A 7,850-nucleotide genomic window follows, 5' to 3' on the forward strand; every position below is an offset into this window, starting at 1 on the left:
CGTTTTTCTGGTGGGATCTTTTTTTTTATTAAGACCCCGGCACCCGCTTGTGGCACGCCCGGGGGGGGGCGGCCGGGCGGCACCCCCCCACCGAACCTTCACGGAACGGCCGACCGCGTTCACAACTTCCCTCCGGAGAAGGCGAATCGGTGTCCGAATAAGCCAGGGAGCACCGCGGTCGAATTTGCGAACGGGCGATCTCTTGTTACGGTTCCAATAGCCCGGTTGCTGGTGCATCCCCCGTCGCCAGCAACCGGGTCTTTCTGTGCCCGGGCCGCTTTACGGAACGCCGGCCGGCGTCAACTTCCCGTGTTTTCCCCGGAGTTGCTCCCGGCCCGCAGCAGCAGGGGTCCGCTGCCCCGCCGGGCGAACTCCGCGACCGCCGCGTAGTCGGCCGGCGCCCCCTGGGTGCGCTCCCGTGACGTCTCACAGCTGTCGGGCTCGTCCCCGGCGCCAACCGCGCAGTGCAACTGCACAGTGCGTCCGCCGGGCTCCATGAAGCTGAGCGCGGCGTCCAGCGCGGCGCCGGTCGCGTTGCGGTAGTAGGTCCGCGCCCAGGTCTCCTCGCCCTGCGTGAGCACACAGGTCTGGGCCTCGATGCCGTCGGCGGAGGTCAGTTCGGGCCCGCAGCGTGCGGCGGTGGCCAGTCCCACGCCGAGCAGCAGCGGGGAGCGGCCGGGGGCGGCGAGGGGCGCCTTGTGGTCATCGGCCGCGGAAGGCCGTACCCGGGAGGGCTCAGCGGAAGGGCGTACGGCGGGAGACGCGGTGGCAGGGCGCACGAGATCGCGGACGACCGTACGGCCTCCGTCGCCCACCTGTCCCGCGGAGGCCACGGCCAGCGGCAGCGCGACCGCGCACACCACGACTCCCGACAGGGCAAGCAGACGAAGGTTCATGAGGCGGACGATAACGACCCGGCGCGGTCACCCGGTTCCACCCGCGTCCGACACCCCTACAACTCGGGTGCGCTCACACCCGTACGGGTGAGGGCCTCGACCACGGCGTCCACCACGGCCTCGACGTCGGGGACCCACGGGGAGGCCGAGCCGGGGAGCGGAGCCCGCTCCCAGGTGATGTCGCCGTGCCCGGTCTCGGACGGGGGCAGGGCCAGGTAGCCGCCCTCGCCGTGGAAGCGGAGGGAGCCGGGGACGTGGTCCTGGGCGTACAGCAGTTCGCCCAGCTGCTCCATGGAGTACGGCTTGACCAGGATCGCCCAGCGGGTCGGCGCCGCGATCACCGGGCCGAGGCGCATGCCCTGGGCGTCGAGGGCGGCCAGGGCGCGGGCGGCCGGGAGGGCCGGCAGGCTGACCGCGCAGGGGGCGCTGCCGCCGGTGGCCAGGATGATCGGCGCGGCCGGGCGGTTGGTCCACCACCAGCGCACCATGCGCTCGTCCGTGGTGGCCGCGAGCAGGCCCGGTTCGAAGGGATGGGCGCCCGGGACCGTGCACTCCGGGTCGGGACATCCGCAGCGGGCCCTGCCCTCCGGGTCCGGTGCCACACCCGGGAGTACGGGCCACTGCCATTCCTTGGCGAAGGTCAGGGCCGCGCTGAACAATTCAGGCCTTCCGTCGCTGCGCTGGGACAGGAGCCTGCGTCGCCTTCCGAGGATCTCGCGCATGAGCGCTCGTTCCTTTCCGTTGCACCGCTGGCAACACCGAGGACCACATCACACCATGTGTCGATCACTTCACTGTGCGTACCTGTTGGCGCATCACACCCTTGTCCGAGACAAGGGGAACCCCATACTGCGTATCAAAAGCATGGGCGTGGCGGGGGGTGGCGAAGTCTGGCGTTTGCCGTCCCGCGTATTTCTCTCCGCCTCCGCCACGGGAGGATGGGGCACGATCGTCGGTGGCTAAGACGCCCGGGTCGGTCACCAGGTTCCGGGTGACGGTCCACCACCCCTGGCCCTTACCGAGTACGTACCCATCACGACCGCTGTGACGCTCTGTGGAGCAAGGCCAGTCGACCTCAATACACCGTAACCCGAGTCAGTTTTAAGCCAACTTTTCCCTTCAACCCACTCTCCACCTGTTGCTCACGGACACCAGGAATCCCGGCAGGACAATGCTGGACATCTCCTTACGAGTGCGTGTACATGTGGAGACACTGCTAGCGGCGCAGAATGACATGGGGGTTTGCGATGCTTTTGAGCAATACGCACCGGTCGGAAAGCCGGACACCATGAACGCCCCTCACCCTTCGAAAGTGGCTGGAATCGATTCAACGGTTCCCGCACCCGCACACACTGTCGCGCCCGCGCCTGCTGCCCCGGGTACCCCAGCGGTCCCGGTACCGAACGCACCCGGTGCCCTGCTCCAGGACCGGCTCGCCGGCTGGGTCTCCGACCTGACGACCCTGCACGAACTCACCGAACGCCTCATCCGCACGGACACCCTCTCCGAAGCCCTCCAGGAACTCCTGCGCGCCGGTTCCGCCCTGGTGGGCGCCCGGCGCGGACTCGTCGTCCTCGAACCGGACGACCGTCTCGGCCCCGACACCACCATCGGCCTGGGACTCGCCCGCGCCGACCTCGGGCACATCGAGACCGTGCCGCGCAGCGCGATGTCGTACGGCCGCATCCTCGACGGACTGCCGGGCGGCGACGGCGAGATCGCCCAGCCCGACCTGCTCGCCGAGGACGGCCTCGACCCGCGCCACCGCGAGGTGGCCGCCCGCCTCGGCTACGCCGCCTGCTACGCGCTCCCCCTGTCCACCGACGACGCCGGCCGCCTCGGTGCCGCCGTGTGGCTCTACGACGAGCCCGCCGAACCCTCCGAGCGCCGGCGCCACCTCGTCGGCCTGTACGTCCGCTACGCCACCGAGCACCTGGCCCGGCTCCTGGAAGTCGAGCGCACACGCGCGTGCATGGCGACGATGGCCGAGGAGCTGCTGCCGTCCCGGCTCCCCCGCGTCGCCGGCGTCCGGCTCGCCGCCCGGCACCGCACCGGCCCGCGCGGCGGCGGCGACTGGTACGACGCGCTGCCGCTGCCGGACGCGGCGCTGGGCCTCGCGGTCGGTTCGGTGACCGGCGGCGGCCCGAGCGCGATCGCCGCGATGGGACGCCTGAGAGCCTCCCTGAGGGCGTACGCCGTGATGGAGGGCGAGGACCCGGTCGCGGTCCTGTCCGACCTGGAGCTGCTGCTGCGGCTGACCGAACCCGCCCGCTGCGCCACCGCCCTTTTCGCCTACTGCGAGCCCACGCTGCGCAAGATCACGCTGGCCGGTGCCGGGCACTGTCCGCCGCTGCTGATCGGCGAGCGGCGCACCGAGTTCGTGGAGACCTCCGTGTCCGCGCCGCTCGGCATGCTCACCTGCTGGGAGGCGCCGAGCGTCGAGCTGTGCGCCGAACCGGGAGAGACGGTTCTGCTGTACACCGACGGGCTGCTGCACCGCACCGGCGACCCCACCGACCGCGCCTTCGCGCGCCTGCACGCGGCGGCGGCCGGGGTGCCGAAGTCGCTGCGCGCCGACCCCGACGCCATCGCCGACCATGTGCTGCGGGCCGTGCTGCCGGACGGGCTGGACCGGGCGGACTCCGAGGAGGACGTCGTCCTGCTCGCTGCCCACTTCGAGTAGCAGTAGCAGTAGCAGTAGCAGTAGCAGTAGCAGGTGGTAACAGGTCTTCCGGCCCTGGGCCCCCTTCCGTACGACCGTACGATGGACGGGGTCCAGTGCCGTTTCAAGGAGGATGACCGTGGCCGACGAACTCAACCCGGAGAGCAGCCCGGAAGAGTCGGAAGAGCCGATCAAGAAGCGCAAGAACGGCCTGTACCCGGGTGTCTCCGACGAGCTGGCCGAGAGCATGAAGTCCGGCTGGGCCGACACGGAACTGCACGACCTGGAGCCGATCGCGCAGGCCGCCGAGACCGCGGCCCGCCGTGCGGCGCTCTCCGCGCGCTTCCCGGGCGATCGGCTGGTGATCCCCGCGGGCAACCTGAAGACCCGCTCCAACGACACCGAGTACCCCTTCCGGGCCTCCGTCGAGTACGCCTACCTCACGGGCAACCAGACCGAGGACGGTGTGCTCGTCCTGGAGCCGGCCCCCTCCGGCGGTCACACCGCCACGCTCTACCTCCTGCCGCGCTCCGACCGCGAGAACGGTGAGTTCTGGCTCTCCGGCCAGGGCGAGCTGTGGGTCGGGCGGCGGCACTCGCTCACCGAGTCCGAGAAGCTGTACGGCATCCCCGTCTCCGACGTGCGCGAGCTGGCGGACGCGCTGCGCGAGGCCACCGGCCCGGTGCGGGTCGTCCGCGGTTACGACGCCGGCGTCGAGGCCGCGCTGACCGACAAGGTCACCGCCGAGCGGGACGAGGAGCTGCGCGTCTTCCTCTCCGAGGCGCGGCTCGTCAAGGACGAGTTCGAGATCGGGGAGCTCCAGAAGGCCGTCGACTCGACGGTGCGGGGCTTCGAGGACGTGGTGAAGGTCCTCGACAAGGCCGAGGCCACCTCCGAGCGGTACATCGAGGGCACCTTCTTCCTCCGCGCGCGCGTCGAGGGCAACGACGTCGGCTACGGCACGATCGCCGCGGCCGGTCCGCACGCCTGCACGCTGCACTGGGTGCGCAACGACGGACCCGTGCGCTCCGGTGATCTCCTGCTCCTCGACGCGGGCGTCGAGACGCACACGTACTACACCGCCGACGTGACGCGGACCCTGCCGGTCAACGGCCGTTTCAGCGCCGTGCAGAAGAAGATCTACGACGCCGTGTACGACGCCCAGGAGGCCGGGATCGCGGCCGTGAAGCCCGGTGCGAAGTACCGGGACTTCCATGACGCGGCCCAGCGGGTGCTGACGGAGCGGCTCGTGGAGTGGGGGCTGGTCGAGGGACCGGTGGAGCGGGTGCTGGAGCTGGGGCTCCAGCGGCGCTGGACGCTGCACGGGACCGGGCACATGCTCGGCATGGACGTCCACGACTGCGCCGCCGCGCGCGTGGAGTCGTATGTGGACGGGGTCCTCGAGGCCGGGATGGTGCTGACCGTCGAGCCCGGGCTGTACTTCCAGGCCGACGACCTGACCGTGCCCGAGGAGTACCGGGGTATCGGGGTGCGGATCGAGGACGACATCCTGGTGACGGACGAGGGGAACCGGAACCTCTCGGACGGCCTTCCCCGGCGGTCCGACGAGGTCGAGGCCTGGATGGCTTCCCTGAAGGGATGACCGAGTAGTCGCGGTGGACCTGCATCTCGACATCGGCTCACCTGACGGACGTCGTGCCGGGCTGGAGCGGGCCCTGCGCGACGCCGTCCGGGACGGGCGGCTCGCTCCCGGCGCCCGGCTGCCCGCCACCCGGCGGCTCGCCGAGGAGCTGGGGGTGTCCCGGGGGACCGTGAAGGCGGCCTACGACCAGTTGATCGCCGAGGGGTATCTGACCGCCCGGCAGGGGTCGGGGACGGTCGTCGCCCTGCTGCCCGCCGCCGAAGCCGGGCCCTCGAAAGGCGGTGCACACACGCGTGCGCCGCTTTTCGATCTGCGGCCCGGAAGTCCGGACGTCGGCGCCTTCCCCGCCGCCGCCTGGCTCAGAGCCGTACGGCGGGCCGTCGCCGCCGCACCCGTCTCCGCGTACGACTACGGCGATCCCCTGGGCCGTATCGAGCTGCGGGTCGCCCTGGCGGAGTACCTCGGGCGGGCCCGTGGGGTGGTCGCCTCTCCCGAGCGGATCGTCGTCACCTCCGGCGCCGTGCAGGGGCTCGCGCTGCTCACGCGGGTGCTGGAGGGCGGGGTCGTCGCCATGGAGGACCCGGGGCTGCCCTTCCACCGGGAGGTCGTACGGCGTGCCGGCGGGCGGGTGGTGCCGGTGCCGGTCGACGAGCGGGGCGTCGAGGTCGACGCGCTGGGGGACCCCGCGGCGGTCGTCGTCACTCCCGCCCACCAGTACCCGACCGGCGTGACGCTGCACCCCTCGCGGCGGCGGGCGCTGACCGACTGGGCACACGCGCGTGGGGCCCTGGTCGTCGAGGACGACTACGACGGGGAGTTCCGCTACGACCGGCAGCCCGTCGGGGCGCTCCAGGGGATGGCGCCGGGGCAGGTCGTCTACCTGGGGACGGCGTCCAAGACACTCGGACCCGCGCTGCGGCTCGGGTGGATGGTGCTGCCGCCGCACCTCGTCGGACTCGTCGCCGACGCCAAGCTGCACAGCGACCACAGCACCGAGACCCTCGGGCAGCTGGCGCTCGCCGAGCTGATCCGCACGCACGCCTACGACGGTCACGTGCGCGCGTGCCGGCTCAGGTACCGGCGCCGCAGGGACCGGCTCGTGGAGCGGCTGGGGGCGCGGTGGCGGGTCCGGGGGATCGCGGCCGGGCTGCACGCGCTGGTCGAGGTGGGGGACGAGGCGGCGGTGCTGGAGCGGGCCGCGGCCGAGGGGCTCGCGGTGGGGTCGCTGCGGGAGCACTGGCATGCGGCGGGGCCGGGTCGCGAGGGGCTGGTCGTGGGGTACGGGACGCCTCGGGAGGGGGCGTATCCAAAGGCGCTGGAGGCTTTGGTCCGAGCGCTGGAATTGGGCCACTCATAGGGCCCCTTATTGGGTCTGCCGAGCGGTCCACCGCGCTCCTAGTGTCGTTCCCATGACGAACTCACTCGTCCCGCCCGCGGGGCCCCCACGCGTCCTGGCGCTCGCCCAGTTGAGCAACTCCGTCGGGGACGGCGCCTATTACGTGACGTCGGCGCTCTACTTCACGCACGTCGTCGGGCTCGACCCCGCGCGCGTGGGGCTCGGGCTGACCGTCGGATGGGCGGTCGGGTCGGTGGTGGGAGTGCCGCTCGGGCGGCTCGCGGACCGGCGGGGGGCGCGCGGTACGGCGGTGCTGCTGGCGCTGGCCACGGGGCTGGCGGTGGCGTCCTTCCTGGTGGTGCGGGACTTCGTGCCGTTCGTCCTGGCGGCCTGCGCCTACGCCTCCGCGCAGTCGGGGCTCGCCGCGGCCCGGCAGGCACTGCTCGCGGGGCTGGTGTCCGCCGGGGAGCGGACCGGACTGCTGGCCCACCTCCAAGCGACGCTCAACGCCGGCCTTGCCGTCGGGGCCGGGCTCGGCGGGCTGGCGCTGCACGCCGGGACCCGGGCGGCGTACCTCGGGGTGTTCGCGGTGGACGCGGTGAGCTTCCTGGTGTGTGCGGCGTTGTTGCTGCGGCTGCCGTCGGTGGCGGCCCGCGGGGCCGGAGAGAAACGTCCCGGCTCCGGTGTGCTGCGCGACCGGCCGTACGCCGTGATCACCCTGCTCAACACCGTCCTGCTGCTGCGGATGCCCCTGCTGAGCCTGGGGATCCCGCTGTGGATCGCCGAGCGGACCGCGGCTCCCACCTGGCTGGTCTCCGCGCTGTTCGTGCTCAACACCGGGGCCGTGATGGTGTTCCAGGTGCGGATGGCCCGCGGGGTGACCGGGCTCGCGTCGGCCACGCGCGCGGTGCGGCGGTCGGGGTGGGTCATGCTGGCGGCCTGCGCGGTGTTCGCGCTGTCGGCGGGGGCCTCGCCGTGGGTGGCCGTGGGGGCGCTGGTCGTCGGGGCGGCGCTGCAGGTGGTGGCCGAGATGGGGCAGTCGGCCGGGTCCTGGCAGCTCTCCTTCGACCTGGCTCCGGCCGAGCGGGTCGGCGAGTACCAGGGGTTCTTCGGGACCGGGGTGACGGTGGCCCGGACGCTCGGTCCAGTGGTACTGACCACCCTGCTCGTGGAGTGGGGCACGCCGGGGTGGCTGCTGCTCGGCGGAGTCACGCTGCTGGCGTCGTACGCGATGGGCCCGGCGAGCAGGTGGGCCGCGGGGCGGGAAGCGGAGACGGGGGTGGGGGAGGCGGCGGGGCGGGGGGTGCTGGTGCGGTGAACGGGGCGGGGTGGGCTTCGCTCGGGCGCCGACGG

General features: G+C 72.3%; 6 protein-coding genes. 4 read left to right on the forward strand and 2 right to left on the reverse strand.

Annotated features, from left to right (window positions below; genetic code table 11):
• Positions 1–299: 299 nt before the first annotated feature.
• The gene (locus tag ACFVYN_RS29050; RefSeq protein ID WP_390003568.1) at positions 300–896 is read right to left on the reverse strand and encodes a hypothetical protein; all 597 of its coding nucleotides are present in this window, start codon (positions 894–896) and stop codon (positions 300–302) included.
• A gap of 56 nt (positions 897–952) precedes the next feature.
• Entirely contained in the window at positions 953–1,618 is a 666-nt protein-coding gene (locus tag ACFVYN_RS29055; RefSeq protein WP_390003571.1) for a bifunctional DNA primase/polymerase, read from the reverse strand.
• 449 nt (positions 1,619–2,067) lie between these two features.
• Here ACFVYN_RS29055 and ACFVYN_RS29060 point away from each other — a divergent pair, with 449 nt between their 5' ends.
• The 4 genes from ACFVYN_RS29060 to ACFVYN_RS29075 all read left to right on the forward strand — a co-directional run bounded on the left by ACFVYN_RS29060 (position 2,068) and on the right by ACFVYN_RS29075 (position 7,815).
• Positions 2,068–3,579, forward strand: coding sequence for a PP2C family protein-serine/threonine phosphatase (locus ACFVYN_RS29060; RefSeq protein ID WP_390003573.1), 1,512 nt, complete (start codon positions 2,068–2,070; stop codon positions 3,577–3,579).
• Positions 3,580–3,691: 112 nt separating this feature from the next.
• Entirely contained in the window at positions 3,692–5,161 is a 1,470-nt protein-coding gene (locus tag ACFVYN_RS29065) for an aminopeptidase P family protein (RefSeq protein WP_390003575.1), read from the forward strand.
• Between the two features lie 13 nt (positions 5,162–5,174).
• The gene (locus tag ACFVYN_RS29070) at positions 5,175–6,518 is read left to right on the forward strand and encodes a PLP-dependent aminotransferase family protein (RefSeq protein WP_390003577.1); all 1,344 of its coding nucleotides are present in this window, start codon (positions 5,175–5,177) and stop codon (positions 6,516–6,518) included.
• Between the two features lie 52 nt (positions 6,519–6,570).
• Positions 6,571–7,815 (forward strand): MFS transporter, encoded by a 1,245-nt coding sequence (locus ACFVYN_RS29075; protein ID WP_390003579.1) that lies wholly within the window; start codon positions 6,571–6,573, stop codon positions 7,813–7,815.
• Positions 7,816–7,850: the final 35 nt, after the last annotated feature.

This window comes from Streptomyces sp. NPDC058307 (assembly GCF_042880295.1).
Taxonomy (GTDB): domain Bacteria; phylum Actinomycetota; class Actinomycetes; order Streptomycetales; family Streptomycetaceae; genus Streptomyces.